General features: G+C 72.7%; 23 protein-coding genes. 16 read left to right on the forward strand and 7 right to left on the reverse strand.

Annotated elements, in window-relative coordinates; all coding sequences use genetic code 11:
• Positions 1 to 197: 197 nt before the first annotated feature.
• Positions 198 to 1,610: a glycosyltransferase 87 family protein gene (locus ACFUEL_RS11875; protein WP_380235971.1), complete on the forward strand. Its 1,413-nt coding sequence runs from the start codon at positions 198 to 200 to the stop codon at positions 1,608 to 1,610.
• Positions 1,611 to 1,817: 207 nt separating this feature from the next.
• Here ACFUEL_RS11875 and ACFUEL_RS11880 read toward each other — a convergent pair whose 3' ends face one another.
• Complete coding sequence (locus ACFUEL_RS11880) at positions 1,818 to 2,237, reverse strand: SsgA family sporulation/cell division regulator (protein WP_014135973.1); 420 nt, start codon at positions 2,235 to 2,237, stop codon at positions 1,818 to 1,820.
• A gap of 410 nt (positions 2,238 to 2,647) precedes the next feature.
• Between ACFUEL_RS11880 and ACFUEL_RS11885 the strand changes: the two genes are divergently transcribed.
• Both ACFUEL_RS11885 and ACFUEL_RS11890 read left to right on the forward strand, forming a co-directional pair.
• Positions 2,648 to 4,504 carry an RDD family protein gene (locus tag ACFUEL_RS11885; RefSeq protein ID WP_380235972.1) on the forward strand — a complete coding sequence of 619 codons (1,857 nt, stop codon included), beginning with the start codon at positions 2,648 to 2,650 and terminating at the stop codon, positions 4,502 to 4,504.
• A gap of 97 nt (positions 4,505 to 4,601) precedes the next feature.
• Entirely contained in the window at positions 4,602 to 5,309 is a 708-nt protein-coding gene (locus tag ACFUEL_RS11890) for an RDD family protein (RefSeq protein ID WP_380235973.1), read from the forward strand.
• A gap of 99 nt (positions 5,310 to 5,408) precedes the next feature.
• Here ACFUEL_RS11890 and ACFUEL_RS11895 read toward each other — a convergent pair whose 3' ends face one another.
• On the reverse strand, positions 5,409 to 5,714 hold the full coding sequence (locus tag ACFUEL_RS11895) for a hypothetical protein (RefSeq protein ID WP_380235974.1): 306 nt from the start codon (positions 5,712 to 5,714) through the stop codon (positions 5,409 to 5,411).
• Positions 5,715 to 6,035: 321 nt separating this feature from the next.
• Between ACFUEL_RS11895 and ACFUEL_RS11900 the strand changes: the two genes are divergently transcribed.
• From ACFUEL_RS11900 to ACFUEL_RS11935, 8 genes are all read left to right on the forward strand, one after another.
• Positions 6,036 to 6,725, forward strand: a complete 690-nt coding sequence (locus ACFUEL_RS11900) for an endonuclease V (protein ID WP_380235975.1) — start codon at positions 6,036 to 6,038, stop codon at positions 6,723 to 6,725.
• Positions 6,726 to 6,867: 142 nt separating this feature from the next.
• Complete coding sequence (locus ACFUEL_RS11905; RefSeq protein ID WP_380235976.1) at positions 6,868 to 7,299, forward strand: hypothetical protein; 432 nt, start codon at positions 6,868 to 6,870, stop codon at positions 7,297 to 7,299.
• A 55-nt stretch (positions 7,300 to 7,354) separates the two neighbouring features.
• A complete protein-coding gene (locus tag ACFUEL_RS11910; RefSeq protein ID WP_380235977.1) occupies positions 7,355 to 8,872 on the forward strand; it encodes a WXG100 family type VII secretion target in 1,518 nt (505 codons plus the stop codon).
• A 90-nt stretch (positions 8,873 to 8,962) separates the two neighbouring features.
• Positions 8,963 to 10,402, forward strand: coding sequence for a S8 family serine peptidase (locus ACFUEL_RS11915; protein WP_380235978.1), 1,440 nt, complete (start codon positions 8,963 to 8,965; stop codon positions 10,400 to 10,402).
• Between the two features lie 552 nt (positions 10,403 to 10,954).
• The gene (gene mycP, locus ACFUEL_RS11920; RefSeq protein ID WP_380235979.1) at positions 10,955 to 12,406 is read left to right on the forward strand and encodes a type VII secretion-associated serine protease mycosin; all 1,452 of its coding nucleotides are present in this window, start codon (positions 10,955 to 10,957) and stop codon (positions 12,404 to 12,406) included.
• 227 nt (positions 12,407 to 12,633) lie between these two features.
• Complete coding sequence (locus tag ACFUEL_RS11925; protein ID WP_380235980.1) at positions 12,634 to 12,810, forward strand: hypothetical protein; 177 nt, start codon at positions 12,634 to 12,636, stop codon at positions 12,808 to 12,810.
• Between the two features lie 20 nt (positions 12,811 to 12,830).
• On the forward strand, positions 12,831 to 13,280 hold the full coding sequence (locus ACFUEL_RS11930; RefSeq protein WP_380235981.1) for an HIT family protein: 450 nt from the start codon (positions 12,831 to 12,833) through the stop codon (positions 13,278 to 13,280).
• 90 nt (positions 13,281 to 13,370) lie between these two features.
• A complete protein-coding gene (locus tag ACFUEL_RS11935; protein WP_380235983.1) occupies positions 13,371 to 13,919 on the forward strand; it encodes a DinB family protein in 549 nt (182 codons plus the stop codon).
• 6 nt (positions 13,920 to 13,925) lie between these two features.
• Here the strand turns inward: ACFUEL_RS11935 and ACFUEL_RS11940 are convergent, their stop codons facing one another.
• The 3 genes from ACFUEL_RS11940 to ACFUEL_RS11950 form a co-directional block, all read right to left on the reverse strand.
• A complete protein-coding gene (locus tag ACFUEL_RS11940) occupies positions 13,926 to 15,023 on the reverse strand; it encodes a DUF2332 domain-containing protein (RefSeq protein ID WP_380235984.1) in 1,098 nt (365 codons plus the stop codon).
• 227 nt (positions 15,024 to 15,250) lie between these two features.
• The gene (locus ACFUEL_RS11945) at positions 15,251 to 15,703 is read right to left on the reverse strand and encodes a hypothetical protein (protein ID WP_380235985.1); all 453 of its coding nucleotides are present in this window, start codon (positions 15,701 to 15,703) and stop codon (positions 15,251 to 15,253) included.
• Positions 15,704 to 16,835: 1,132 nt separating this feature from the next.
• Complete coding sequence (locus tag ACFUEL_RS11950; RefSeq protein WP_380235986.1) at positions 16,836 to 17,420, reverse strand: hypothetical protein; 585 nt, start codon at positions 17,418 to 17,420, stop codon at positions 16,836 to 16,838.
• A gap of 317 nt (positions 17,421 to 17,737) precedes the next feature.
• Here ACFUEL_RS11950 and ACFUEL_RS11955 point away from each other — a divergent pair, with 317 nt between their 5' ends.
• Positions 17,738 to 18,769 carry a type IV toxin-antitoxin system AbiEi family antitoxin domain-containing protein gene (locus tag ACFUEL_RS11955; RefSeq protein WP_380235987.1) on the forward strand — a complete coding sequence of 344 codons (1,032 nt, stop codon included), beginning with the start codon at positions 17,738 to 17,740 and terminating at the stop codon, positions 18,767 to 18,769.
• 34 nt (positions 18,770 to 18,803) lie between these two features.
• Here ACFUEL_RS11955 and ACFUEL_RS11960 read toward each other — a convergent pair whose 3' ends face one another.
• Both ACFUEL_RS11960 and ACFUEL_RS11965 read right to left on the reverse strand, forming a co-directional pair.
• Positions 18,804 to 19,394, reverse strand: a complete 591-nt coding sequence (locus tag ACFUEL_RS11960; protein ID WP_380235988.1) for an isochorismatase family protein — start codon at positions 19,392 to 19,394, stop codon at positions 18,804 to 18,806.
• A gap of 197 nt (positions 19,395 to 19,591) precedes the next feature.
• Positions 19,592 to 20,905, reverse strand: coding sequence for a nicotinate phosphoribosyltransferase (locus ACFUEL_RS11965; protein ID WP_380235989.1), 1,314 nt, complete (start codon positions 20,903 to 20,905; stop codon positions 19,592 to 19,594).
• Between the two features lie 112 nt (positions 20,906 to 21,017).
• On the opposite strand from ACFUEL_RS11965, the gene clpS reads away from it, so the two are divergent.
• The 4 genes from clpS to ACFUEL_RS11985 all read left to right on the forward strand — a co-directional run bounded on the left by clpS (position 21,018) and on the right by ACFUEL_RS11985 (position 24,050).
• Positions 21,018 to 21,353: an ATP-dependent Clp protease adapter ClpS gene (clpS, locus tag ACFUEL_RS11970; RefSeq protein ID WP_380235991.1), complete on the forward strand. Its 336-nt coding sequence runs from the start codon at positions 21,018 to 21,020 to the stop codon at positions 21,351 to 21,353.
• A gap of 42 nt (positions 21,354 to 21,395) precedes the next feature.
• Positions 21,396 to 21,971 (forward strand): DUF2017 domain-containing protein, encoded by a 576-nt coding sequence (locus tag ACFUEL_RS11975; RefSeq protein WP_380235992.1) that lies wholly within the window; start codon positions 21,396 to 21,398, stop codon positions 21,969 to 21,971.
• 187 nt (positions 21,972 to 22,158) lie between these two features.
• Entirely contained in the window at positions 22,159 to 23,598 is a 1,440-nt protein-coding gene (locus ACFUEL_RS11980; RefSeq protein ID WP_380235993.1) for an amino acid permease, read from the forward strand.
• A 20-nt stretch (positions 23,599 to 23,618) separates the two neighbouring features.
• Positions 23,619 to 24,050 (forward strand): Mov34/MPN/PAD-1 family protein, encoded by a 432-nt coding sequence (locus tag ACFUEL_RS11985; RefSeq protein ID WP_380235994.1) that lies wholly within the window; start codon positions 23,619 to 23,621, stop codon positions 24,048 to 24,050.
• Positions 24,051 to 24,077 lie beyond the last annotated feature (27 nt).

Below are 24,077 nucleotides of genomic sequence, written 5' to 3' on the forward strand. Positions count from 1 at the left end.
CCGCGCGGTTCCGGGGGGGGGGCCGGTTTCCCGGGGTCGCCCGGGGCGGGGCGCGACGGTCCGGCGGCTCTCCCCTGGGGCCGGACGGCGGCCCCAGGTGGGGAGCCCGGGGCGGCCGCGACCGGTGGCGCCCGCCGACCCTTCGGGTAGTGTCGGCTGCTGGCCCAGCACAGGTCGACGGCGGACGGAGCAACACAGTGAGCACGGTGCAAACGGATCGGAGCACGCCCGCGGGCGGCCCCGCCCAGCCGTCCGCCCCGGCCTGGCAGCGCGTCCTGACCGCTCCGGCCCGCCAGGCCGCCGCCGTCGCCGCGGCCCTGCGCGCCGCCCCCCGGCGCCCGCTGCTGGCCGCCGCCGCGCTCTCGCTGCTCTCGCTGCTCGGCTACGCCGTGGTCCGGCACTTCGTCCACACCTCGATGGTCGACATGATGGTCTACCGGGCCGAGGGCGCCGCCGTCGCCGACGGCCACGACCTGTACGCGCTGCGGGTCACCCAGTGGAACCTGCCCGCGACCTACCCGCCGTTCGCCGCGATGCTGTTCGTGCCGACCACCTGGCTCGGCGTCCCGCTGCTGCGCCTCGTCGTCACCGGCGGCAACCTGCTGCTGCTCGCCACCCTGGCCCACCTGTCCTTCAAACTGGTCGGCTGGCCGCGCCGCGACCTGCGACCGGTCGGCGTCCTGCTGGTCACCGGACTGGGCGTCTGGCTGGAGCCGGTCTTCACCACCCTGCGCTACGGCCAGATCAACCTCGCGCTGGCCTGCCTGATCCTCTGGGACCTCACCCGCCCCGACGCCGCCCGCAGCAAGGGCGTCGCCATCGGCATCGCCGCCGGCATCAAGCTCACCCCCGGCCTGTTCGCCGTCTACCTGCTGATCACCGGCCGGGTCCGGGCCGCGTTCACGGCCGGCGCCGCCTTCGCCGGCACCTTCCTGATCGGCGCGCTGGTGCTCCCCGACGCCACCCGCGGCTTCTGGACGAAGTACATGTTCGACTCCAGCCGGGTCGGCAGCACCGTCATCGTCGACAACCAGTCACTGCGCGGCCTGATCGCCCGCTACCTGCAGATCGAGAACCCCGGCACCGTCGCCACCCTGCTCGGCGCCCTGGTCGCCGCCGCCGGACTCTCCGTCGCCGTCTGGGCGCACCGCAGCGCCCGCTGGTCGCCGCGCGCCGACGCCTGGAGCGTGTGCACCGCCCTGGTCACCGCCGTCCTGGTCTCCCCGATCAGCTGGACCCACCACTGGGTGTGGTGCGTGCCGGTGCTCGTGCTGCTCGCCGCCGAGGCCGCGCACGAGCGCTCCCGCCCCGCCGCCGTCCGGCACCTGCGCTGGCGGGCCATTTTCGGCCTGACGCTGGCCGGCTTCCTGTCCTTCGCGATGTGGGCCGTCCCGCACAAGGGCGACCTGGACCTCCACCTGTCGATCCTCAAGCAGTTCCCGGCGGGCGTCTACCCGCTGACGGGCCTGTGCTTCCTCGCCGTCGCCGCGCTCCGGGTCCGCTCCCGGCGGCTCGCGGCCGGCGCCCCGCTGGGGCGCGTCCCCGCCCCGCGCACCGACCCGGACGGGCTCGGCAGCACCGGCGCCCAGAAGGCCCCCGCGGCCCGCTGAGCCCGGTCGGCCGCTCGGCCGGTCGGCCGCTCTGCGGTTCCGGGTGCTCCCGGGTGGTCCCGGTTGGGCCCGGGGCTCCCGGCCGGTCCGCTCGTCCCGGGCGTCCCGAGGGCGGACGCTCCGGTGGACGGCCGGGTGGACGGGTCGGTCCGAACAGCGCCCGCGCCCGTACTCGTGCTCGCGCCCGGGGCGGCCGTGCGCGCCCCCTCACGCCAGCAGCTCCGCCAGTGACCCGTCCAGGTCCATCGCCTCCAGCTCCGCCCCCGGCGGCACCAGCCGGTGCGCCCGCTCCAGCCAGGCCGCCACCGTCGGCAGCGGCGCCTCCAGCAGCGCGTCCCCCGCCGGCGAGCTCAGCGCCATGCACAGCACGCTGCGCCGCCCCGACCGGGTCGGCCAGATCCGCACGTCCCCCTGACCGCACGGCCGGAACGTCCCCTCCACCAGCAGCTCCCGGGCGAACACCCAGGTCACCGGCGTCCCGCTGTCCAGGTGGAAGGTCACGTACACCGCGAACGGGTCGTGGCTCCCGTACGACAGCCGTGCCGCCACCGGGACGCTGCGCTCCGGCGACAGCACCAGGTTCAGCTCCAACTCCTGCTCCACCACTCCGGTCGACTGTCCGGCCATCGCCCTCACCCTCTCCGCCTCGCGGGGCCGTCGTTCGACCCCCGCACCAGCAGAGAGCGCGGGCGGCGCGGACTCTTACACGGGTTCCACGGGTTCCCCGGAACTTTTTCCGGCCGCGCCCCGCAGAACCTTTTCCGTCCCGACCCGGTTGTTCCGGACGGGAACACCGCCACCACCGGAACGCCGCGGCCGCTCGACCGCGGTGCCACCCGCCCCGGAACGGCCCCCGCCGCCCCGGGCGCACCCGCAGTACCACGTGTTCCCACTCGTTTCACGAGTTCCGGTGAACCAGGGGGACGAGGTCGTTCGAGGTACTACCCTTTGTGACTGCCCGGCGACTCTCCGCCCGCGGCTCCCCCACGCACGTCCGCACACCCGCACGCCGCGGTGCCGGTACGAAGGAAGACGCAATGACGGACCGGCCCCCCACCACAGGCTCGACCCTCGGCGCGACCCTGGCCGGGGACGCCGGAGCCCCCGGCTACTACCCCGACCCCTCGGTGCCCGGCTTCCTCCGCTACTGGGCCGGCCACGCCTGGGTCCCCGGCACCAGCCGCCCCGCCCCCGCCCCCGGCGAACCGCTCGACCCGCCGCGCTTCGTCGCCCGATACCTCACCGCACCCCCCTACAGCCTCCCGCCCGGCCTCGTCCCCGCCGCCCCCGCGGACCCGGCCGCGCCGCTCGTCGAGACCGGCCCGATCTACTTCGACGAGACCGGCGCCCAGGCCGTCTTCGCCATGCCGCTCCACCCGGAACCCGGCCCCGGGGCGGGGAGCGCGGCCGGGACGGGATTCGAGCCCGAACCCGGGCCCGAACCCGGGCCTGAACCTGAGCCCGGTTCCGGGCCGGGTGAGCTGGAGGTGCGCCCCCGCAGCGAGATGGAGCCGCTGCGCCCCGTCGAGGTGACCCCGTGGGCGGTCGCCGGGAACGGGCTGCAGCCGGTCGCGGCCGAATCCTGGGCCACCGCCGCCGCGCTGCGCCTCGGCAGCGGGGGAGGGGCGGGCCTGCCGACCGGGGCCGTCGTCGCACCGCGGAAGGGGCGCGAGGCCCGCGAGGTTCGTGAGCCGCATGAGGTCCGTGAGCCTCGTGAGGTGGAGGCCGTTCCCCGGCCCTTGGAGCTGCCCGGTCCCGCTTCCGAACCCGTGCCGCAGCCGCAGCCGGAGCCCGTGGCGGGCGGGGCGCCCGCGCCGCGGGCCGCGCGCCCCCTGGCCGGCACGCCCTGGCACGGAAGCGGGAGCGAGGGGAGGGACGGGGACGGCTCGGTGGGGCTGACGGCTTCGCCCGGGGCGCTGTACGAGCCGGTGCCGTCGCGGCCGGAGCCCGCCGAGTCCGCCGAGCCGGCCGAGTCCGCCGAGCCGGCTGCGGCCCAGGCGTCGGCCCGGGTCCAGGAGCCGTTGCCGCAGCCGAGGTCGGGCGACTCCGGTTCGGGGTGGCGGGCCGACCCGCAGGCGCAGCGCGGGCTGATGGAGACCGGCGGCGCGCCACGCTGGGTGTCCTGGGGCGTCGAGCCCGGGGCCGAGCCCGAGCCCGGGGCTGCGAGTGAGGACGAGCGGACGTCGTCGACCGGCGGCGCTCCCGGGCCGGAGGCCGAGCGGCCCGGACGCTCCGGGCGGGAGCCGCGGACGGCGCACGTGACCAGCGAGCGGGTCCGTCCGCCGCGCCGTGCCGAGGAGCCCCCGGCCGAGCCCGCCGGCCGTCGTCCCGCCGCACCGTCCCCCGCCTCGCCGTCCCCCGCCGCGGGCGTCCGCAAGCGGCGTCCGGCGGCCCCGGTGGCGGTGCCCGCCGGGGTGGGCGCGCGGACGTTCGCCTGGCTGGTGGACGGGGCGGTCACGGCGGTGGTCGGTGCGGCCGTCGCGGTGCCGTTGGCCGGGACGGTGCGGGCGCACGTCCAGGAGAAGATCGACCAGGCGGAGCTGGCCGCCAGCATGACGGGACGTCAGCACCAGGTGTGGCTGCTGGACGGAACGGTGCTGGGCCGGGTGGGCGTGCTGCTCGGGGTGCTGCTGCTGTTCGGGCTGCTGTACCAGGTGCTGCCGATCGCCCGGACCGGCCAGACCTTCGGCAAGCGGATCGCCCGGGTCCGGGTGGTCGCCGCGGGCGGGACGGGCGCCCCCGGATTCGGCCGGTCGCTGGCGCGCTGGCTGGTGCGCGGGCTGGGCACCCTCGTCCTGCTCGGCCCGGTCGCCGCTCTGCTGGACCGTTCGGCCCGGCGCGGCTGGCACGACCGGGCGGCACGGACCCGGGTGGTGCGGGCGGAGCGGGGCTGACGCCCGTTCGGCCCGCCCTGCCCCGGCAGGTGGCAAAACGGGCGGAAACCGACTAAATATCCCAACTTTGTACTATTTGTGGTGCTCTACTCGTGCCATGAGTACCAGCGACCCCTCGGGAACCGAGCCGGAGGAGGGCGGACGGCCTTCCTTCGACAAGCACCCCCCGTCGTCGGGCAGCCCCTACGACACCCCGCCCGGCTACGGCGGCCAGTACGGTGCGCCGGCCGGCCCGGACTCCCCGTACGACAGCCGTCCCCCCGGCTACGTCCCCCCGCCCGGCGGCTCCGGCGGCTCCGGCGGCCCTGGTGGCCCCGGCGACCCGTACGGCTCGCCCTACGGCGCCCCCGGCTCCGGCCCCGGGCCGGGCCCCGTCCCGGGGATGCCCGCACTGGGCGGCTGGGGCGCGCGCATCCTCGCCCGGCTGGCCGACTACGTCATGGTGCAGGTGATCGCCATCGTGGTGCTGATCCCGTTCATGCACTTCGACGAACAGAGCGGCTGGGTCGGCTCGTTCTGGCTCAGCGGCGTGCTCTACCTGGTGTACGAGGGCCTGATGCTCAGCCGGGACGGCCAGACCCTCGGCAAGAAGCTGACGAAGGTCCGGGTCGCCATGCTCGCCGACGGCACCTCCCCCACCCCCGCCGCCGCCTGGACCCGGGCCGCCGTCTTCATCGTCCCGGCGCTGATCTGCTGCGGCGGCCTCTGGTGGGTCGTCGACGGCCTGTTCGGCGTCTTCGACAAGCCCTACCGCCAGTGCGTCCACGACAAGGCGGCCAAGACCGTGGTGGTCTCGACCGTCTGACCCGCCCCTCCGGCGTTCTGCTGGGCGTTCTCCTGGGCCCCGGGCGCGCGGCAGCCGTTGACCTGCCGCGGGCCCGGGAGTCTTCGCGTCGGCGTCAGGTCAGCGCGACTGGTGCGCGTACACCGGCTGCCGGGCGGCGGACTGCTGGGGCTGCTCGGGCTGCTCGGGCTGACCGGAGGGGTCGGACGGCTCGGAGAGTTCGGAGGGTCGGACGGGCGGCACCGCGGCCGTCTGCGGCGGGCGGCGACGAGCGGCGGCGGGCGACAGCAGCACCGCGGACAGCGTCCCGAGCGCGACGGCGAAGGCGACCAGCACCGAGATCCGCCACACCCCCGACTCCCCGGACACGGCCAGCAGCGCCACCGCGGCGACCACCGCGACCAGCGTGCCGACACCCAACTGCACGGCACTGAAACGACTTCCGGACACCAGCGCGGAAGCCCGGGACGCGGCGACGGCACGGGACGGAACTGCGGGGCGCGGCATGGCGGTCGACCCTTCGCGCGGACGGAACGGGGGAGCAGGCGGGGCGGTGCGGGGCGATGCGGTAAGTACAGCCTAACCGCAGGGAGTTGACCTACTCCGGGGCACGGGGGGCGCACGGGCTCACTTCCCGGCAGCCGCGCGGCCGCACCCACCACCCCGGTGCGCCCGCTAACGTGCCTACGGGCCACCGCGCCCCCGCCCGGAGCACCGCCCCGTCCCCGACCACCACCGGGAGCCGCCATGACCGTCCCTGCCGACTGGCCCACCACGGCCGAGGCCGCCCGCGCCGAGCAGGAACGCCTGCGCCCCCTGGTCGTCCCCGAGGGCCCCGAACCCTCGCGCCGCCCCGGCACGTTGATCGCCGGCGTCGACGTCGCCTACGACGACGAACGCGACGTCGTCGCCGCTGCGGCCGTCCTCCTCGACTACGCCACCCTCGACGTCGTCGAACAGGCCACCGCCGTCGGCCGGGTCGCCTTCCCCTACCTCCCCGGCCTCCTCGCCTTCCGCGAACTCCCCGCCGTCCTCGACGCCCTCGCCCGCCTCACCCGCACCCCCGACCTCGTCGTCTGCGACGGCTACGGCCTCGCCCACCCCCGCCGCCTCGGCCTCGCCAGCCACCTCGGCGTCCACACCGGCCTCCCCACCCTCGGCATCGCCAAGAACCCCTTCACCTTCACCCACCAGCCCCCCGCCGACCACCGCGGCGCCTGGACCCCCCTCCTCGACGGCCCCGACCCCGTCGGCCGCGCCCTGCGCACCCGCCAGGGCGTCAAGCCCGTCTTCCTCTCCGTCGGCCACCGCATCGGCCTCGACGAAGCCACCGCCGTCACCCTCGCCCTCACCCCCTCCTACCGCCTCCCCGAAACCACCCGCCAGGCCGACTCCCTCTGCCGACAGGCCCTCGCCGCCGCCTCCTCCACCCCCTGATCCCACCCGCACCCACCAGGGGGCGTGTTGACAGCCCGTTGTATGTGTTAGACATAGAGATTGGAGCCAACTTTCTTTCAGGCCCCGGACGGTCGAGCGGGCAGTCGCGTGGGGCAGCAGGTACGGGGGAGGTACGAGACACATGACTACGAGCGGCAACGGCTTCCAGGTCGAGGTCGACAACCTGCGGGCGTTCGCGGCCCAGGTGCGGGGGCTGCTGAGCGAGTTCGAGGGCGGTGCGGGCAAGTCCGCGGTGTTCGGTCCGAGCGGGGTCGGGTCGGGAGCCTTCGGGAGCTTCGACGAGGCGCAGCAGCTGAACATGTCATACAACCAAGTGCGCATACACCTAAGCGGTCTCCTGTCCCGGATCCAGGAGACCATTGATGTGGCGCAGCAGAACGCTGATCACACTGCATCGAACTACGAGGAACACGAGCAGGACACCAGCAAGCGTATGACGGTGGCCCAGGACGGGTGGGCCACTACCTGGAGTCAGGCTGAGTTGAACGCACAGCAGACGTCTGCCCCCGCACCGCAGGGCCAGTCGACGAATGCGGCGAGGCAGCAGTGGTGATGGCAAGGAAGACCGAGGGAACGGACGAAGAACGGGGGACTGCGCGGTGAGGATGATGGACCAGAACGGCGGCGGTGACAACCCAACAACCGACTTCTCCGCCCATAGCCACGCCGAATTGATTTCCATGGTGCATGCGCTTGACTCCGGTTCGGTCATGGCTGCTGCCGACCCTTGGCGGCGGGCCAATGAGACGTTGACCCGGATTCAGACGGCACTGAAGACTGCTACCAGTGACGCCACCAGTACGTGGCAGGGAAATACCAGCGATGCTTTCCATCAACACATGACTGAATTGGCGGAGAACGTTGGTGTGCTGGCTGAAAGCACGCACTACGCCGCCACTGTGCTCCAAGAACTCTCGGCTTCGATTGACCAGGCCAAGTCTGCCATGCCTGAGGAGCCAGGATTCTGGGACAAGGTTGGTGACGGCGTCAGTGATGTCGCCAAGGAATCGGTCGGAATCGACAACGCGGACACTCAGAGCAGCATCACCGAATCGCGCAAGCAAGAGGCAGTGAGGGTGATGCAAATACTGGCGGTCAAGTACAACGTCGCCAGTACGTCCCTGCGGAAGGCGTCTGGCGGGCTCGACATCGGTGAAGACCCGAATTCGGCGAAGCAACTGACGCCGCCGAGTGATGGTGCTGCGGGATTCATTGCGGCGATTGCCGGTATCAGTGCGGGATCCTTTCAGGGAAGCAGCCGAACGACTGGTTCCTCTGGTTCGCAAACCTCACTCAAGAGCACGTCAACCAGTCGGACGCCGCAGGCCCCCAAGATCCAGCCGACCGTGGTCCGTCCGACCGATGCGGGTATCTCCGGCGGAACGGCCAACCCCGTTGCCCAGCCGAAGGGGCCTGGCACAGGCATCGACGGAATTCAGGGCGGCACCCAAGGCGGCGCTCGTGGCGGCACTGCGACGGTTGGCGGCCCGAGTGGGGTGCACGGCCCGGCCGGTAGCGGCGGGGGCGGCCTGAGCGGTGGAGGCACCGCTGGCGGGCCGCTGGGTCAGGGCGGAGGAACTCTGGCTGGTGGTACCGGTCTTGGTGGTAGCCGGGCCGGGTTCAGCGGCAACAGCGTTGCGAAGGCCGGGACGTTCGGTTCCAGTGGCCTGGGTGGTGGCGGCGCTGGTACGGGCGGTACCGCAGCTGGTGGTGCCGGTGGCGCTGGTGCCCGTGCCGGCGGCATGGGCGGTGGCGGTCTCGGCGGTGGTGCTGGCGCCGGTGGTGCCGGTGGCGGCGGCCTCAAGGGGCGTACCGGCAGTGGTCTGACCGGCAAGGCCGGCGGTGTCGTCGGTGAGGCCGCGCAGGGCGGTGCCGGTGGGCGGGCGTTCTCCCAGGGTGGTTCCGGTATCGGCCGGAGCCGTTTCGGCCAGGGTGCGGCCGGTGGCGCCGGTCAGGCCGGGGCCACCGGCCAGGGTGGTGCGGCCGGGCACGGTGCTGGCATGGCCGGTCACGGCCAGGGCAGCAAGCGTGCCAAGAAGGGCACGTCGGACCGACCGGATTACCTGGTGGAGGACGAGGAGACCTGGGCCTCCGGTGAGAGGGCCAACCCGAACGTCGTGGAATGACGTTCGGTCAGTAGAACAGTCGGACATGACCTGGCCGCCCTGCAGATCCGAGGGTCTGCGGGGCGGCCGCTCAACGAGGGGTGACGAGGCTTGACGACCAGCCGATCCGCGCGCGGTCTGGCCGCGCTTGCTGCCGGAGCCCTGTTGTGGGGCGTGAGTGCCGGGCCTGCTGCAGCGGATGAAGACCGCAAGCAGCAGTGGGTGTTGGACAAGTACGGCATGGCCGAGAAGGTCTGGCCCATTACTCAGGGCGAAGGTGTAATTGTCGCGGTCATCGACAGTGGTGTTGACGCTAACCACCCTGATTTGACCGGACAGGTTCTTCCGGGTCTTGACCTTGACGATGCAAATGGGGATGGACGAACCGATACTAACGGTCATGGCACTGGAATGGCCTCCGATATTGCCGCGCATGGCCATGGCGATAATGCTGGCGTAATTGGCTTGGCGCCAAAGGTGAAGATTCTTCCGATTAAGTTTAAATTCACTATAGATGGCGCAAAGATGAGCGAAGGTGCCGACTTTGGCAAAGGTGTGAGATTTGCGGTAGATCATGGTGCCAAAGTTATCAACATGTCGTTCTACGGTGGCGGCCAAGGGGACAAGAGCTTCCGGGATGCGATTAACTATGCGATCCAGAAGGACGTTGTTCTGGTGGCGGCGGCTGGAAACGAAGCAGGCGCCCCGGTTGAGTATCCTGCCGGCTTTCCGGGTGTTGTGGTGGCATCGGGTGTGAATGTTTCTGGCGAAATTTGGTCGAACTCCACCACTGGCCCGCAGGTGACTTTGGCTGCTCCGGCTGAAGGAATCCACAATGCGGGGTCAGGGAGTTCCTACAGGACTGCCAGTGGAACGTCGGATTCTGCGGCATTTGTATCTGCGACTGCCGCACTCATTCGCTCGAAGTATCCGAATCTATCGGCGGGTCAGGTCATCAACCGGATGACCAAGAGTGCCTTCCAGCCGGATGGCAAGGGATCGTTCCCGAATGACAAGTACGGTTACGGCATCGTTTCTCCGTCGGGTGCGTTGGCAGAGAACCCTGCGGTGGACAGCGGCCCGAAGGAGAATCCGCTGTTGAAGCGGGCGGAGCCGGACTGGAGCAACATCGACGGTCCGGCGGCCTCGCCGTCCGCGGGTGCGTCGAAGCCGTCCTCAGGTGGGGCGAAGTCGCCTTCGGCGGGCGGTGATTCGGCCGCGCCGCAGGCGAGTGGTGACGCGGCGAAGAAGAGTAACAGCGGGATGCTGATCGCGATCGGTGGCGGTGTTCTCGCCGTGATCGTGGTTGTGGTGATCATCGTCCTGGTGCGCCGTTCCAAGAACGGTAACGGTGGTGGCGGTTCCGGTGGTCCGGGTGGTCCCGGTGGGCCGGGGGTGCCGGGTGGTCCTGGTGGGCCGGGGTATGGCTACCAGCAGGGTGGGCAGCAGCAGTCGGTGGGGTACGGGTATCCGCAGGCTTCGCCGCAGCCGGGTGGGCAGCCGGGGTATCCGGCGCAGCCGCCGGCCGGGGGGAATCCCTATCAGGGCTGAACCGGCTGAGAGTTTTGGTCGGTGGCCTGACGCGGATTCGTCTGTGGCAGGTCACCGACTGGGGGGAACTCTGGCTGGTGGTGCCGGTCTTGGTGGTAGTCGGGCCGAGTTCAGCGATAACGACGTTGCGAAAGCTGGACGTTCGGTTTCAGCGGCCTGAGCGGTGGTGGTGGCCTTAAAGGCCGTACTGGCAGTGGCCTGACCGGGAAGGCCGGCGGTGTCGTCGGTGAGGCCGCGCAGGGCGGTGCCGATGGGCGGGCGTTCTCCCAGGGGAGTTCGGTTATCGGTCGGAGCCATTTCGGGCAGATCGCGGCCGGTGGTGCCGGTGCAGGCGGTGCGGCCGGGCACGGCCAGGGCGGCAAGCGTGCGAAAAAGGGTACGTCGGACCGACCGGATTACCTGGTGGAGGACGAGGAGACCTGGGCCTTTGGTGAGAGGGCCAATCCGAACGTCGTGGAATGACGTTCGGGTAGTAGATCAGTCGGACATGATCTGGCCGCCCTGCAGATCCGAGGGTCTGCGGGGCGGCCGCTCGACGAGGGGGGATGAGGCTTGACGACCAGCCGATTCGCGCGCGGTCTGGCCGCGCTTGCTGCTGGAGCCCTGCTGTGGGGCGTGAGTGCAGGGCCTGCTGCTGCGGACCAGGACCGCGATCAGCAGTGGGTGTTGAAGAACTACAGCGTAGCCACCAAGGTCTGGCCCATCAGCCAGGGGGAGGGGGTGATCGTCGCAGTCATTGACTCCGGTGTCGATGCCAGCCATCCAGACTTGTCTGGGCAGGTCCTCCCTGGTCTTGACTTGAGTGGTTCGGGCGGCGATGGGCGAACCGACCATGATGGCCATGGAACAGGTATGGCTTCTAACATCGCTGCGCATGGTCACGGTGATGGCGCGGGCGTGATGGGACTTGCACCCAAGGCAAAAATCCTCCCGATAAAGATGGATGACAATGATTCCTTGGGTTCCAAGGTGGAGGGTGAGGCGGATTTCCATAAGGATGCCTTGGCGATCCGATATGCGGTTGACAATGGCGCGAAAGTAATCAATATGTCTTTTGCGGAAACGAAGTCCTTTCAGGGGGAGTATAGGGAAGCGATCAATTACGCGATCCAGAAGGACGTTGTTCTTGTTGCTGGATCGGGAAACAGCGGAATTTCTTTGGTCTCCTATCCTGCGGGGTATCCTGGCGTAGTGGCAGTTTCAGGGGTAATGGAGAGCGGCGAAATTTGGCCGAAATCAAATACGGGCCTGCAGATTACGCTTGCCGCCCCGGCTGATCAAATTCACCATGCTGGTCTCAATGGGGGGTATAGTACCCCTTCCGGAACCTCCGATTCGACGGCTTTTGTCTCGGCAGTTGCCGCGCTCGTGCGCTCGAAGTACCCGAACCTCTCGGCAGGTCAGGTCATCAACCGAATGACCAGCAGTGCCTACCACCAGCCGGGTCAGGGCTCGTTCCCGAACGACAAATACGGCTACGGCATCGTTTCCCCGTTGGGGGCCCTGGCTGAGAACCCTGCGGTGGACAACGGTCCGAAGGAGAATCCGCTGTTGAAGCGGGCGGAGCCGGACTGGAGCAACATCGACGGTCCGGCGGCCTCGCCGTCCGCGGGTGCGTCGAAGCCGTCCTCAGGTGGGGCGAAGTCGCCTTCGGCGGGCGGTGATTCGACCGCGCCGCAGGCGAGTGGTGACGCGGCGAAGAAGAGTAACAGCGGGATGCTGATCGCGATCGGTGGCGGTGTTCTCGCCGTGATCGTGGTCGTGGTGATCATCGTCCTGGTGCGCCGTTCCAAGAACGGCAACGGTGGTGGCGGCCCCGGTGGCCCGGGTGGTCCCGGTGGGCCGGGGGCGCCTGGTGGTCCTGGTGGGCCGGGGTATGGCTACCAGCAGGGTGGGCAGCAGCAGCCGGTGGGGTACGGGTATCCGCAGGCGCCGCCGCAGCCGGGTGGGCAGCCGGGGTATCCGGCGCAGCCGCCGGCCGGGGGGAATCCGTATCAGAGTTGATGGGGGGCCGGGAGGGTTCCCGGCGTGTGTGGGCGGCCCTTCGGGGGGTGGCTGGACGGGGTCCGGTTGCTTCGCGGGGGGCCGTTCGGTGTGTCTGGGGGAGGTGGGGACACGCCCACGGATGGGGGAGGGTGTTCGGGCGGGGCGGGGGTGGTGGGGTAGGAGATGGCGGGAGTGTGGTCGTCGGATACCCGGAGGTGGGTGCTGTGGTGCGGTGGAAGTGTGCGGTGGCGGGGTTGGTCGTGGTGGTGGCGGGTGTGGTGGGGGTGCCGGGGGTGGCGGTGGCCGAGGGGGTGCAGAACGAGGAGCAGCGGGAGGTGTGTTCGCGGTTGCTGGACGCGTTGTTGCCGGGGTTGGTGCCGACGTCCTCGGTGTGTGCGGTGAACGGGGTGGGGCAGGGCTGAGGCGGTCGTAGGATGCGGGGGTGACGGGTGGGGAGTGTTACGCGTGTGCCCGGGAGGGCGAGTTCGAGCGGTTGCCGGCGTACGAGCGGATCGCGGTGGACGAGTACTGGCGGGTGGTGCACGCGGTGGATTGCGCGTTGCCGGGGTGGTTGGTGCTGCTGCCCCGGCGGCACCTGGAGTCGATGGCGGAGCTGACCGACGCGGAGGCGGCCTCGCTGGGGGTGTGGCAGGTGCGGTTGGCGCGGGCGCTGCGGGAGGTGACGGGGTGCCGGAAGGCGTACGTGGCGCAGTTCGGGGAGGCGGCCGGGTTCGCGCACGTGCACTTCCACGTGGTGCCGCGGGCGGAGGGGATGCCGGTGGAGTGGCGGGGGCCCGGGGTGTTCGGGCTGTTGAGGGCGGGGGAGCGGGCGGTGCCGGCGGAGCGGATGGACGAGTTGGCGGGGCGGTTGGCCGCGGCGCTGGCGGGGTGAGCGGGACGGGCCGAGGGGGTGGCGGGATCTTGATGGCGGCTGGCGGTCGGGCCGCTGGTGGGGGCGTGGTGGGTCGGCGATGCTGGGCGCATGATCACTCCTGACACCAAGGACTGGACCTGGGTCCTCGAACGTCCCTGCGCCGACTGCGGTCTGGACACCCCGGCGGTCGCCTTCGAGGCGGTGCCGGGCATGATCCGGGCGAACGCGGGGGCCTGGGTCGCGCTGCTGGGCGCCGACGGCGGAGAGAGGGCCGGGTTGGCGGAGCGTCCGGCGGCCGGGGTGTGGTCGCCGTTGGAGTACGCCTGTCACGTCCGGGACGTGTTCCGGCTGTTCGACGTGCGGCTGCGGCTGATGCTGGCCGAGGACGACCCGCTGTTCGCCAACTGGGACCAGGACGCCACCGCCGTCGAGGAGCGCTACCGGGAGCAGGATCCGGCGGTGGTGGCCGTCGAACTGGCGGAGGCGGCCGAGCAGTTGGCGCGTTCCTTTGAGGCGGTGCCGGAGGCCGGCCGGTGGCGCACCGGGAACCGCAGCGACGGTGCCCGGTTCACCGTGGAGTCCTTCGCCCGGTACCTGATCCACGACCCGGTGCACCACCACTACGACGTCACCGGCCTTCGGTACCAGGTGAGTTGACGGGATTCAGAGGGTGAGCGCGGGGTCGTTCGGTTCCAGGGTCCAGGCGGGCAGGCCGTGCGGGCGGGCTTCGGCGAGCGTGACCTCGGGGTCGGTGCCGAGCCGGGCGGTGAGCAGGAAGCGGTGCCCGGCGCCGACCCGGCGCGGCTCGAAGGCCAGGTGCAGGAAGGGGGCGGACGGGGTGGACGCGGCGGCGAGGCGCGCCAGTTCGTTCTCCGTGCGGCGCCACTCGTCGGCGGGCACGTACTGCCGCATGACCGAGTGCCAGACCACGGTCAGGGTGCCCGCGGCGGTCTCGACGCCGCGCAGGAAGTCGGCCGCGCCGGTGGCCTCGACCGGGGCGGGCGTCTCGGCGGCGAGGGCGAGCGCACCCTCCAGCCGCCGTACGCGCGGGAGTTGGTCGGCCCAGAGGTAGGAGCGCAGGGCCAGCGAGCCGTCGGCGGAGCGCGGGTCGATCGGGGTGGGGTCGCAGCCGCGCCGGTCGGTCACCCGCTGGAGCGGGGCGTCGCGCAGCCAGGCGGGCGGTTCGCCCCGCCAGGCGTCGGCCAGGACGACGGGGGAGTCCGGCGGCCCGTACGAGAAGTCCGGTGCGGTGCAGCGGAACCGGTCGGCGAGGAGGTTGAGGCCCGCGCTGGAGCCGAGTTCGCGCAGCCGCACCGGGAGGGGGGAGCCGGCGGACGGCTGCCGCTGGGCCCAGGCGAGGCCGGTGAGCAGCAGGTTGGCCCGGCCGACCTCGTTGGTCTGCGGCGGGCGGGTGAGCCACTCGCGGACGAACGGCAGGTGGGCGGCGACGGCGGCGCGGAAGGCCGGCCAGGGGGCGTCCGGGTCGGCGGGGTCGAAGTGCCCGCCGGCGCTCGGGTAGTGGGCGGCGAGGTCGGGGGCGAGGCCGGACAGCACCAGGGCGTGGGCGGCGCCGAGCAGGCGCAGGGCGATGGCGTCCGGGCCGGGGGCGTCCTCGTGGCCGGCGATCGCGGCCGCGCACGGGCCGCCGGCGGCGAGGTCCTCGGCGGCGCGGCGGAGCAGTGCGGCGGACAGCGGGGAACCGAGGGCGGCGCAGGCGTCCGCCTGGTGGTGGAACATGGCCGCGGCGTGGTCGTGGGGCATCGCGGGCTCTCCATCCTCGAGGGCCGGGACGGTCGTGGGGTGGTCCCATCCTTCGCCGACCCCGGGGGCGGGGGTAGTACGCCGCGCGTGACCTTGATCACCGGTCGGCCGCGCCTGGGAGACGGCGCGAGCGGCGCAGGCGGTCGCGCTCCGCTCGCGGGGGTGCGGGACGGGAGGGCGAGGCGTTCCGGGGGCGTGCGGCCTCGGGCGCGCGCCCCCCGGTGGGGTCACCAGTCGGTGCCGCGCCTGCGGTGGGTCTGGCGGAGCTGGCTGGTGATGCTGGCGGTGTCGCCGCCCATCACGTCCGCGATCTCGGGGGTGGCCAGGCCGACCACGTAGTGCAGGATCGCCAGGTCCTCGTCGCCGTCCACGTCGGGCCGCAGGCCCTCGGCCCCGGCGGTCGCGTGCTGCTCGGTGACGGTGTCGCGGAGGATCTGCCAGGCGGCCGCGGCCGGATTCGGACTCTCCAGGACGGTGGGCCACACCGAGGCGATCGCGTGCAGGGCGGTCCGGACCACCTGGTGGGCGGCGGCCGGCTCCTGGAACCAGACCCGGGCGTAGCTCCGGTACCTGGGCTCGTGGAGCTCGCAGAAGGCGGCGAACTCGACCGAGACGTGCGGGAGTTCGGCGGACCGGTCAGCGGATGCCGAGTCTGCGGCCGGGACATGACGGTCGGTCACCTCAGCTGCCTCTCGATCTGGGTCCGGACGGGGGGCGTCAGCGCTCACTCTAGGCCCTCGGGCGGGTGCTGTGGGTGACAAGTCTGCTGAGATGCCCGGAGCTGGACCTGATTCGGGCCGTTGTGTGACGACGCGTCAGCAAATGCCGCCCACCGGATCCGGCCGCGGGGGCATCGTGCCTGGTCAGGGGTGGCGCGCCGAGGTCGGCCGCGAAGGGCCGGCGGGCCGCCGTCATTCCTGCGGGTGAACGCCGGAACGGTGACGGGATTCGCCTCCACGGGCGAATCCGGGGCCGCGGGCATGACCACCATCACACACCGGACCGGCCGGACCGCCCCGGCCGCGACCCGCTCGGCCGCCACCACCCGCACGGCGGCACCGCCCCGGGGGCGGGAATCCCCGCCGCCCGTCGGCGCACGGAGCGCCGCCGTGCGCCCCGCGCCGTGCGCCCCGCGCTGGGTGTCACCGCGGCGGCCGTGGCCCGCGGTGGCGGCGGTGGTGGTCTGCGGTGGTGGCGGGCGGACGGCGGCGGTGCGGCGGCTGCCTGGCGGGCCCCGGCCCGGGGGTGCTCCCGGCCGTGCGCCGGGGCCGCGTGCCGGGGCAGTGCGCGCCGATCACGCCCCGGTCGGGGGAGCCGTCCGCGGCGACGGGAGCTGACGTGCCGTCAGGAAGGCCGCGAACGGGCCTACCGCCCCCGTTGGCGGGCCCGTGCGACTCCTGGGGCGCGCGGGGCTCCCGGGGCGCCGGGGGGAGCCTTCAGCGCCTTCGGGGTCCTCGGCGCCCCGGTGCCCTCGGGACTGCGCCGTACGGGGCTCCGCGCCGGGCGCCGGTCCGTGGCCGTGTTCGCCGTCGCGTGCCGACCGGCCGGCCGTTCAGCGCTCGTGTGCCGCCCGAGTCGTCCGGCTGCCGGCGTCGTCCGACCCGGGAGCCCGTTTCGGGCCCGTGCGGCCCCGGGTGCCCGGGGCCCTCGGGGCTGCGCCGTGCCGGGCTCCGCACCGGCCCCGTGCCGGCCCCGCACTGGGCTCCGCACCGGCCCCGTGCCGGCCCCGCACTGGGCTCCGCACCGGCCCCGCACCGGCCCCGCACCGGGCTGCGTACCGGTCCCGCACCGGGCCCCGTGCCGGCCGGCCGTTCAGCGCTCGTGCGCCGTCCGAGCCGTCCGAACCGTCGGCGTCGTCCGAACCGCCGGTGCCGTCCGGGTCGCCCCCGCCGCCGGAGCCTCCGGGCCTGCCGGGGCCTCCCGGGGCGTCGGGGTCGCCGGGCTCCGGGCCGCGCCGCCCGCCCGGGTCGCGGCCTGTTCGGCGGCGAGGGCGGCGGCCTGTTCGGCGGCGCGCGCCGCGGCTGCCACGCTGTCGGGCTCGCGACGGGTCTGCTCGGGGATGCCGGCGGTGCCTCGGCGGGCGGCGGTCTCGGCGGCCTCCAGGCTCTCCCGGGCGGCCAGGTACGCCTGCACCGCGGCGATCCCGTAGACCGGCTGGATGAGCTGGTGGCCCTTGAAGAAGGGCCGGGCGGGGGCGAACCCGGCGGCGGCCACGAGTTCGCGGATCTCGGTTATCTCGGCCTCGCTGCGGGCCGTGAAACGCACTTCCCAGCCCTTCTTGTACGTACGTCCGTCCTCCCCGCCGCGTCTGGCGGGATCCGGTTGGCGGACGTAGCCGGGCAGGCGGCCGAGGCGTAGTCGGGCGGCGCGCTGGGCTGATGTCTCGTCGCGGGGCATGTGCCCGATGGTAGGCAATTCGCGGTGGTGGCCGGTGCCGGGGGGTGTCACGGTGGGTGGGGCGGCGATCACTTCGGGTCAGATCGCGCAGGTCGGGACCGCGGATCCAGGGGGATCGCAATGCTGTGTCGATCCGATGAAAATCGGATAGTAGAAAACAAGTCCGATCTATTACGGCAACGGAGTGAACACCCGATCCGCCGAATGGGTGAGGGTATGGGGACTTTAGTGCGGGGCAGTCCCGGTTTGACGACGGTTGCGTAACAGGTCGTCAGGTCGGGCGTCGAGTGTCACAAGCGCGGGGGAACGTGGACGTCATGAACTACCGGATTCCGCCGCAGCCCGCGTCCCTCGAAGAACTCGCCCGGCGCCAGCAGAACGTGGTGACGGCCAGTCAGCTCCGCGCCCGCGGCGTGCCCGCCCGCATGGTGAGCGAGCACTGCCGCAGCGGGGGGCCGTGGCAGCGGCTGCTGCCGCGGGTCTACCTGCTGCAGGAGGGCGAGCCGACGCCCGAGCAGCGGATGTGGGCCGCGCTGCTGTACGCGGCGCAGAACGGTCCGGCCGGGGGCGGGGCCCGGGAGGGCGCGGTGATCACCGGCACGGCGGCGCTGGCGCTGTACGGGTTCGTGTCGGTGCCGCGGCTGCCGGCCGTGTTCGGGGTGGAGGTGCTGGTGCCCCGGCAGCGCCGGCTGCGGGACGCCGGGCAGGTGCGGATCCGGCGCACCGGGCGGGAGCTGGAGGCCCGGTCGGTGCACGGGCTGGCGGTCGCCCCGGTGGCCCGGGCGGTGGCGGACGCGGTCCGCGAGTGGGACGAGCAGGGTGCCCTCGAGGCGGGCCGGGTCGGGCCGGGCCTGCTGCGGGCGCTGCTGCGCGAGGCGCTCACCGGGCGGGGCGGCGGCTGCGCGGCGTCCGAGCTGCTGGCCGAGCTGGCCGAGGCGGGCCTGCTGGAGCTGCCCCGGGTGCGGGCGGCGGTGGACGAGCTGCTGGCGGCGCGCCGGGAGGCCGCGTTCGGCGAGCTGCTGGAGCTGGTGGTGGAGATCGGCCTGCCGCTGCCGCTGACCGGCCCCGAGCTGCGGATGCGCGGCGGCACCTACGTCGCGGTGCCGGACCTGTACTGGCCCGAGGCGGCGGTGGCGGTGGAGGTCGACTCCGAGCTGCGCTGCGTCAGCGAGGGCGAGTCGGCCTGGGTGCGCGGCGGCCAGCACCGGATGGAGTACCTGGGCGTGCGGGTGCTGTACGTCGGCTCCTCCCGGCTCGCCGCCGAGCGGGACGCGGTCGGCGGCGAGCTGGCCGAGGCGTACCGGCTCGGCGGGGAGGACGTGGTGGAGCTGCTGGTCACCGAGCGCTGAACCGGCGGGAGCCCGCCGGAGGGGCGCCGGCCGGTCAGCCGCGGACGACCGGGGTGCCGGTCAGTTCGACGCCCGCGGCGCGCAGTTCGTCCAGCGCGGTGGCGGTGGTGGCGGGGGCGACGCCGGCCGTCAGGTCGAGCAGGACGCGGGTGGCGAAGCCCTCGCGGGCGGCGTCCAGGGCGGTGGCGCGGACGCAGTGGTCGGTGGCGATGCCGACCACGTCGACGTCGGTGACGCCGCGCTCGTTCAGCCAGTCGGTGAGGGTGCCGCCGTGCTCGTCGAAGCCCTCGAAGCCGCTGTAGGCGGCGGCGTGCGCGCCCTTGGAGAAGACCGCCTCGACCGCGCCGGAGGTCACCGAGGGGGCGAAGTTGGGGTGGAAGCCCACGCCCTCGGTGCCGGCCACGCAGTGCGCGGGCCAGGAGCGGACGTAGTCGGGTTCGGCGGCGAAGTGCGGGCCGGGGTCGATGTGGTGGTCGCGGGTGGCGACGATGTGGGCGTAGCCGGGGGCGGATTCGGCGATCAGGTCGGTGATCGCGGCCGCGACCTCGGCCCCGCCGGCGACGGGCAGGCTGCCGCCCTCGCAGAAGTCGTTCTGCACGTCGACGACGATCAGGGCCCGGTGCATGGCTGGCTCTTCTCTTCTCTCGTTGGCTCGTTGGCTCGTTGGCTCGTTTGCGTGTCGGTCCGTCGGTCCGTCGGCCCGTTGGCCGGTGCTCCGGAGGGGAGCGGGAGCGGACGGTACGGCGGTTGGCACTCTAGGCAGTGCCGGGGCGGGGGCGGAAGTACCGGCGGGCAAAGCCGGGCGGGGCCCGGGGGCCGGGGTCAGCCGGCGTGCCGCTCGGTGGCGATCACCGGTTCGCCGCGGGAGAGCTGGGTGGCCGACAGCGGCAGGGCGGCGCGGGCCCGGAGGTGGCGCTCGCGGGCGGCCGCCAGCGGTTCGCGGCCGACCACCTCGCCGCCGGTGATCAGCGGGACGTGCAGCAGGTGCGGCTCCAGTTCGGCGGGGACGGGGCCGGTGCCGACCACCTCGGCCTCGGCGACGCCGTCCCGGTCGGGGCGGCGGGCGGCCCACTTGCGGCCGCCGACGCTGCTCTTGCCGCCGGCCGAGCGCTTGGCGACCGGCACCAGCTCGCCGCCGGGCACCGACTCGCGGGCGACCAGCTTGTAGACCATCGCGCAGGTGGGGTGGCCGCTGCCGGTGACCAGGCTGGTGCCGACGCCGTAGCCGTCGACCGGGGCGGCGGCCAGCGCGGCGATGGCGTACTCGTCCAGGTCGGAGGTGACGATGATCTTCGTGTCGGTGGCGCCGAGTTCGTCGAGCTGGCGGCGCACCCGGTGGGCGAGCAGGGTGAGGTCGCCGGAGTCGATCCGGACGGCGCCCAGTTGCGGTCCGGCCACCTCGACGGCGGTGCGGACCGCCTCGCCGAGGTCGTAGGTGTCCACCAGCAGGGTGGTGTCGCGGCCCATCGAGTCGATCTGCGCGGTGAAGGCGTCCTTCTCGCTGTCGTGCAGCAGGGTGAAGGCGTGCGCGGCGGTGCCGGTGGTCGGGATGCCGTAGGTGAAGCCGGCCTCCAGGTCGGAGGTGGCGGCGAAGCCGGCCAGGTAGGCGGCCCGGGCGGCGGCCACCGCGGAGCGCTCGTGGGCCCGCCGGGCGCCCATCTCGATCACCGGGCGGCCGCCCGCGGCGGCGGTCATCCGGGAGGCGGCGGCGGCGATCGCCGAGTCGTGGTTGAGGATCGACAGGATGACCGTCTCCAGGATCACCGCCTCGGCGAAGCTGCCCTCGACGGTGAGCAGCGGCGAGCCGGGGAAGTACGCCTCGCCCTCGGGGTAGCCGTGCACGCTGCCGGTGAAGCGGTAGTCGGCGAGGAAGCGCAGGGTCTCCTCGTCGACCACCCGCTGGTCGGCCAGCCAGTCGAGTTGCGGCACGGTGAAGCGGAAGTCCTCGATGGCGTCCAGCACCCGGCCGGTGCCGGCCAGCACGCCGTAGCGGCGGCCGTCGGGCAGGCGGCGGGTGAAGACCTCGAAGACCGAGCGGCGGTGGGCGGCGCCGCTGCGCAGCGCGGCCTGCAGCATGGTCAGTTCGTAGCGGTCGGTGAGCAGCGCGGAGCTGCGGTGCGCGGTGGTGGCGTCCATGGGGATGATGCTACTACCACTTAGCGTCAGTTTGACGATTTCTCTCGCGGCGGGCTCGTGTCGGACCGCGCGGGGGCACCCTGATTCGCTCCCGCGTCCCTCGGATGGAAGCATGGGACGGGGGGAAGCCGAGGTCGACGAGGAGAGACGGACTGTGAGTGTCGCGCCGGTGGAGATCGAGCGCCCGGAGGTGGAGGGGGTTCCGGTCACGGAGCCGGACACGCCGTGGGTGACCATCGTCCACAACGACCCGGTCAACCTGATGAGCTACGTCCAGTACGTGTTCCAGAGCTACTTCGGCTATCCGAAGGACAAGGCCCGCAAGCTCATGATGGACGTGCACCACAAGGGGCGGGCGGTGGTCTCCAGCGGCACCCGCGAGGAGATGGAGCGCGACGTGCAGGCGATGCACGGCTACGGCCTGTGGGCCACCCTGCAGCACGACTGACCGACCGTCACCCACCATCCACGAGGGACTGATTCCACACACATGGCCAGTTTTTTCGAGAGCACGGGCCACGGCGGTGCGGCGATCGAGCTGGACGAGTTCGAGGCGTCCATCCTGCGCTCACTGGAAGTCCAGATGCTGGAGCTGATCGGGCCGCCGCCCGGCGGGGAGAGCGACGACCCGCTGGCCGCGCTGTTCGCCGAGGGCCCGAGCCGGGCCCCGGGCGACCCGGCGCTGCTGCGGCTGTTCCCCGACGCGTACGGCGGCCCGGGGGCGCCCGAGGACCCGCGGACCGCCGAGATGGCCGCCGAGTTCCGCCGCTACACCGAGCTCGACCTGCGGGCCCGCAAGCGCGAGGACGCGCTGGCGGTGGTCCGGGCGCTGGACGGGCTGGGCGGCGCGGGCGGCGAACTGGAGGTCGGGCCGGACGACTTCCAGCGCTGGCTGGGCGCCATGAACGACCTGCGGCTGACCCTGGCCGTCCGGCTGGAGGTCTCCGAGGAGGACGCGGACGAGCTGTACCGGCTGCCGGACTCCGATCCGCGCAAGCCGCTGGTGATCGCCTACCTGTGGCTGGGCGGGCTGCAGGAGAGCCTGCTGGACGCGATGACGGGCTGACGGGCTGACGGCGGGTCGGCGGCGGGTCGACGAGGGCCGCGCCCGTTTCCTTCCTATTGTCTGATTGATCCGGCACCGCCCGCTTCCGGGCGCCGCCGGGGCTTTCGCGTGGTTCACTGCTGCCTCCCCGGGAAGACGGGGCCCGTCGGCCGCCCGGCCGGCGGGGACCGGGAGGCGAGGCGGGCGGATGGCGCAGCAGGTGACGGACGGGACGGCCGGGGCGACCGGGCCGGTGCCGGACGAGGAGGGCTACCAGCGGGGGCTGGGCAGCCGGCAGATCCAGATGATCGCGATCGGCGGCGCGATCGGCACCGGCCTGTTCCTCGGCGCCGGCACCGCCATCTCCAAGGCCGGACCCAGTCTGCTGCTCAGCTACGCGGTGGCCGGCGTGGTGATCTTCGTGATCATGCGGGCGCTCGGCGAACTGCTCACCTACCGCCCGGTGTCCGGCAGTTTCGCCGAGTACGCCCGGGAGTTCCTCGGCCCGTTCGCCGGGTTCGCCACCGGCTGGACGTACTGGCTGTTCTGGGTGGTCACCGGCATGGCCGAGACCACCGCCGCCGCCGTCTACGTCCGCTTCTGGGCGCCCGGCATCCCGCAGTGGACCACCGCGCTGGTCTTCCTGCTGCTGCTGTACGCGGCCAACCTGATCTCGGTGAAGGTGTTCGGCGAGATCGAGTTCTGGTTCTCCATGGTCAAGGTGACCGCCATCCTCGGGATGATCCTGATCGGCGTCGGCGTGCTCACCCTCGGCTTCTCGGACGCCGGGGACACCGCCTCGGTCGCCAACCTGTGGCAGGACGGCGGCTTCTTCCCGGAGGGCGTCGGCGCCACCGTGATGACCCTGCAGATCGTCATGTTCGCCTACGTGGGCGTGGAACTGGTCGGCGTCACCGCGGGGGAGAGCGAGGACCCGGAGAAGACCCTGCCGCGGGCCATCAACACGCTGCCGCTGCGGATCGCGCTGTTCTACGTCGGCGCGCTGCTGGTCATCCTCTCGCTGGTGCCGTGGAGCGAGTTCCGGCCCGGCGTCAGCCCGTTCGTCGCCGCCTTCGGCAGGATCGGCATCCCGGCGGCGGCCGGGATCGTCAACTTCGTGGTGCTCACCGCCGCGCTCTCCTCCTGCAACTCCGGGATGTACTCCACCGGCCGGATGCTGCGCGACCTGGCCCTGCGCGGGCAGGCCCCCGGGCGGCTCACCGGGCTCAACGCCCGCCGCACCCCCGCCGCCGCGATCACCGTCTCCTGCCTGCTGATGGGCGCCGGCGTGGTGCTCAACTACTGCGTCCCGGAACGGGCCTTCCAGTACATCACCTCGGTCGCCACCGTCTGCGGCCTGTGGACCTGGGGCGCCATCCTGGCCAGCCAGATCCGCTACCGGGCCGCCTGGACGTCCGGGCGGCTGCCCGCCCCGAGCTTCCGCGCCCCCGGCGGCAACTGGAGCCGCGCCCTCGCGCTGGCCTTCCTCGCCCTGGTCGCCGTCCTGATCGCCGTCGACCCCGACACCCGGATCTCGCTGTACGTCTTCCCCGTCTGGGCGCTGTGCCTGACGGCCGGCTACGCGGTGCTGCGCCGCCGCGACCCGGCCGCGCTGGACGCCGGACTCCGCCCGGAGGAGGGCGGCTGACGCCTCGCTATCCTGGCCGCATGCTGACCATCACCCGAGAACTGCGCGACCGGATCGTCGCCCACGCCCGCGCCGACCACCCGGACGAGGCGTGCGGCGTGGTCGCCGGACCGGCCGGCACCGGGCGCCCCGAGCGGTTCGTCCCGATGCTCAACGCCGCCCGCTCGCCCACCTTCTACGAGTTCGACTCCGGTGACCTGCTCAAGCTCTACCGGGAGATGGACGACCTCGACGAGGAGCCGGTGGTGATCTACCACTCGCACACCGCCACCGAGGCGTACCCCTCCCGCACCGACGTGAGCTACGCCTCCGAGCCGTTCGCCCACTACGTGCTGGTCTCCACCGCCGAGGGAACCGACGAGGCGGACCCCTACCAGTTCCGCTCGTTCCGCATCGTGGACGGCGTGATCACGGAGGAAGACGTGCAGGTGGTCGAGGCGTACACCGCCTGACCCGGGCCCGGTGAGGACGGGCCGGTC

Origin of the sequence: Kitasatospora sp. NPDC057198 (genome assembly GCF_042670125.1) — a bacterium.
GTDB lineage: Bacteria > Actinomycetota > Actinomycetes > Streptomycetales > Streptomycetaceae > Kitasatospora.

Bases quoted from the DNA above. Each gene is read 5' to 3' on its own strand.
- ACFUEL_RS11880 (WP_014135973.1), bottom strand. From the start codon at position 2,237: ATGGCCGGACAGTCGACCGGAGTGGTGGAGCAGGAGTTGGAGCTGAAC.
- ACFUEL_RS11885 (WP_380235972.1), top strand. From the start codon at position 2,648: ATGACGGACCGGCCCCCCACCACAGGCTCGACCCTCGGCGCGACCCTG.
- ACFUEL_RS11890 (WP_380235973.1), top strand. From the start codon at position 4,602: ATGAGTACCAGCGACCCCTCGGGAACCGAGCCGGAGGAGGGCGGACGG.
- ACFUEL_RS11900 (WP_380235975.1), top strand. From the start codon at position 6,036: ATGACCGTCCCTGCCGACTGGCCCACCACGGCCGAGGCCGCCCGCGCC.
- ACFUEL_RS11905 (WP_380235976.1), top strand. From the start codon at position 6,868: ATGACTACGAGCGGCAACGGCTTCCAGGTCGAGGTCGACAACCTGCGG.
- ACFUEL_RS11910 (WP_380235977.1), top strand. From the start codon at position 7,355: ATGGACCAGAACGGCGGCGGTGACAACCCAACAACCGACTTCTCCGCC.
- ACFUEL_RS11935 (WP_380235983.1), top strand. From the start codon at position 13,371: ATGATCACTCCTGACACCAAGGACTGGACCTGGGTCCTCGAACGTCCC.
- ACFUEL_RS11940 (WP_380235984.1), bottom strand. From the start codon at position 15,023: ATGCCCCACGACCACGCCGCGGCCATGTTCCACCACCAGGCGGACGCC.
- ACFUEL_RS11950 (WP_380235986.1), bottom strand. From the start codon at position 17,420: ATGCCCCGCGACGAGACATCAGCCCAGCGCGCCGCCCGACTACGCCTC.
- ACFUEL_RS11955 (WP_380235987.1), top strand. From the start codon at position 17,738: ATGAACTACCGGATTCCGCCGCAGCCCGCGTCCCTCGAAGAACTCGCC.
- ACFUEL_RS11960 (WP_380235988.1), bottom strand. From the start codon at position 19,394: ATGCACCGGGCCCTGATCGTCGTCGACGTGCAGAACGACTTCTGCGAG.
- ACFUEL_RS11965 (WP_380235989.1), bottom strand. From the start codon at position 20,905: ATGGACGCCACCACCGCGCACCGCAGCTCCGCGCTGCTCACCGACCGC.
- clpS (WP_380235991.1), top strand. From the start codon at position 21,018: ATGGGACGGGGGGAAGCCGAGGTCGACGAGGAGAGACGGACTGTGAGT.
- ACFUEL_RS11975 (WP_380235992.1), top strand. From the start codon at position 21,396: ATGGCCAGTTTTTTCGAGAGCACGGGCCACGGCGGTGCGGCGATCGAG.
- ACFUEL_RS11980 (WP_380235993.1), top strand. From the start codon at position 22,159: ATGGCGCAGCAGGTGACGGACGGGACGGCCGGGGCGACCGGGCCGGTG.
- ACFUEL_RS11985 (WP_380235994.1), top strand. From the start codon at position 23,619: ATGCTGACCATCACCCGAGAACTGCGCGACCGGATCGTCGCCCACGCC.